At 75.0% G+C, this 2,726-nt stretch carries 3 protein-coding genes and 1 pseudogene; all 4 read left to right on the top strand.

The features are described 5' to 3' along the window. A pseudogene (locus tag AOK18_RS13010) lies at positions 1-708 on the top strand (condensation protein); the annotation flags it as partial. Then, positions 705-1,442, top strand: a complete 738-nt coding sequence (locus AOK18_RS13005) for a class I SAM-dependent methyltransferase (RefSeq protein WP_055574329.1) — start codon at positions 705-707, stop codon at positions 1,440-1,442. The pseudogene AOK18_RS13010 and the gene AOK18_RS13005, both read left to right, overlap by 4 nt. A 15-nt stretch (positions 1,443-1,457) precedes the next feature. Further along, on the top strand, positions 1,458-2,438 hold the full coding sequence (locus tag AOK18_RS13000) for a DMT family protein (RefSeq protein ID WP_240503164.1): 981 nt from the start codon (positions 1,458-1,460) through the stop codon (positions 2,436-2,438). Beyond that, positions 2,435-2,726: Trm112 family protein (locus AOK18_RS12995; protein WP_055694445.1), on the top strand; the 292-nt coding region annotated here is incomplete at its 3' end. The genes AOK18_RS13000 and AOK18_RS12995, both read left to right, overlap by 4 nt.

Below are 2,726 nucleotides of genomic sequence, written 5' to 3'. Positions count from 1 at the left end.
GGCGCCCCGGACCCGCACCGGGGCGCCCGCCGCGGCAACGGACTGCTCCACACCGAGCTTTTGCTGCCGCACCGGCCCAAGGGCTCCCCGTACACCGTCAACGACCAGCTGATGGTCGCCACCGCCCTGACCCTCGCGCACTGGAACCGCGAACACGCCGCACCGGTCCGCCCGCTGCGCATCACCATGCCGGTGGACGACCGCCCCCGGGACGCCACCATGCCCATCGGCAACGGCACCCGCCTGGTCGAGGTCCCGTTCTCCGCCGGCGAACTGGACACCCCCGACCTGCCCGCCCTGCTGCGCCGCACGGCCCTGCGCACCCGTGCCCTCAAAGCGCTCCCGCGCCCGCAGCTGGGCCACGGGGCGACCCTGCTGACCGCGCCCTGGGCACCGGTCGCCGTCCGCGGCGCCCTCACCCGCGGCCTGCGCAGGGCGGCGGCGCCCTGGATGTCGACGACGCTGCTCAGCAACATCGGCCGCATCCCGTACCCGCTGGACTTCGGGGAGGGAGCCGGGTGCGCGCACGCGGTGTGGTTCTCGGCCCCCGCCCGGATGCCCCGCGGCCTCACCTTCACCCTCGCCTCCACCGCGGGCCGGCTGCACCTGGCCGTGCGCTGGTCCCGCGCGCTGCTCGGGCACGACGACGGCGTCCACCTCCGCGACCTGTTCACGCACCACCTGCACTCCACGGAGGCGACCCCGTGACGACCACCGCGCCCCCGCCCCGCGACCTGCGCGACTTCTACGAGAACCCCGCCGTCCCCGTGGCCTCGGGTCCCTCCCGCAGCCTCCGCCAGGCCCGGATGCTCGCCGCCGCGCTCGGTCCGGCCGGGACCGTGGGCGCCCGGACGGTCCTCGACATCGGCTGCGGCGACGGCTCCGCCGCGGCCACCGCCGCCCCCCTCCTGCGCGGCCACCGGCTCGTCGGCGTCGACTGGTCCCAGGACGCCCTGACCCGGGCCCGCACCCGGATGCCGTACGCGGTGCGCGGCGAACTCACCGACGGCGGGCTGCCGTTCGCCTCCGAATCGGCCGACGCGGTGCTGTTCAGCGAGGTGATCGAGCACCTCGTCGACCCGGACGCCGCCCTGGAGGAGATCCACCGGGTGCTGCGCCCCGGGGGCCACCTGATGCTGTCCACCCCCAATCTGGCCGCCTGGTACAACCGGGCGCTGCTGCTGGCCGGGGTGCAGCCGGTGTTCTCCGAGGTCAGCCTGCGCGGCATCCACGGCCGGCCGGGCTCGGAGGTGGTGGGGCACCTGCGGCTCTACACCGCCCGCGCGCTGCGCGAGTTCGTCGCCGCGTCCGGCTTCACCGTCGTCCGCCTCGAAGGCGCCCCCTTCCACGGGGTGCCGCGTGCACTGCGGATGCTGGACCGGCTGGCCTGCGCCCGGCCGCCGCTCTCGTCGATCCTGCTGCTGCACGCGCGCCGGGCGTAAGGGGGCCCGGGGAGAATGTGGTGGGGAGTGGCCGCCGCCCTGGTGTCGAACGTCCTGTACAGCGGCGGTTTCGTCCTGGAGAAGAGGGCGCTCGCCACCCTGCCCGAAGTGACGGTGCACCGGCCGGCGCGGCTGCTGCGGCTGGTGCTCGGCAGCCCGCTGTGGATCGCGGGCGCGCTGTCCCTCGCCGCCGGTTTCGGCGCCCAGCTCGTCGTGTACCGGACCCTGCCGATCGCCGCCGCCCAGGGCCTGTTCGTCTCCGGCCTGGTGCTCCTGGTGATGCTGTCGGCACGGCTGCTCGGCGAGGAGACCACCGGCCGGGAACGGTACGCGCTGGGCGCCATCCTGCTCGCGCTGCTCATGGTGGTGCTGTCGCTGAAGGGGGGCGGCGCGGGCGCCGACACCGTCGGCCGGGACGCGCCGTACCCGGTGATCCTGCTGGTGTGCGTGCCGTCGCTGGCGGCCGGGGTGGGCCTCTACTGGTCCGCCGAGCGCCGCGCCCGGCGCCGGCACCGGATGCCGACCACCGGCGTCGAGTACGGGGTCGCCGTCGGCCTGCTCTACGGCGTCAGCTCGCTCGCCATCAAGGGGGTGTCGAGCCACCTGACGGCCGGCGGCGTCGGCGACGCGCTGCTCGGCCTGCTGCGTTCCCCCTACCCGTACCTGCTGCTGTTCACCGGCGCGTTCGGCCTGGTGCTGTCGCAGGCGGCGCTCCAGCGCTGCCGGGCCTCGCTGATCGTGCCGGTGTGCACGACCGTGACGTGCCTGTACACGGCGGTGCTCGGCACGCTGTCGTTCGGCGAGGAACTCCCCGACGAACCCCTGCGGCTGGCCCTGCGCGTGGCGGGCACGGTGCTCGCGGTCACCGTGCTGCTGGCCATGCCGAAACACGACACCACCGCGTCCCCGGGCACCGGACCCGGGACCGCCGCCGACACCGGCACCGAGACCGACATCGAGACCAAGACCAAGACCGAGGAGCTGACGCCCCCGTGAAGCCCGACGACCCGCTGCTGAGGATTCTGGCCTGCCCGCTCGACAAGGGCCCGCTGCACCTGCTCCCCGCCACCACCGCTGTCCCTGCCGCTGCCGCTGCCGGAAAGGACGGTGCGGCGGCGGTGGACGGAACCGGGGAGTCGCTCTACAACCCGCGCCTGCGCCGCCGCTACCCGATCATCGGCGGCATCCCGCAGCTCCTCCCGTCCTCCGGCGAGCAGGTCTCGGACGAGGAGCACGCGACCCTCCTGGCCCGTGTGGCCGAGGACCACACGGGCCAGGAGGGTC

This window comes from Streptomyces prasinopilosus, from assembly GCF_001419695.1.
Classification (GTDB): domain Bacteria; phylum Actinomycetota; class Actinomycetes; order Streptomycetales; family Streptomycetaceae; genus Streptomyces; species Streptomyces prasinopilosus.
The sequence above is the reverse complement of the archived record's forward strand: the minus strand, read 5'-3'. Positions and strand labels throughout refer to the sequence as shown.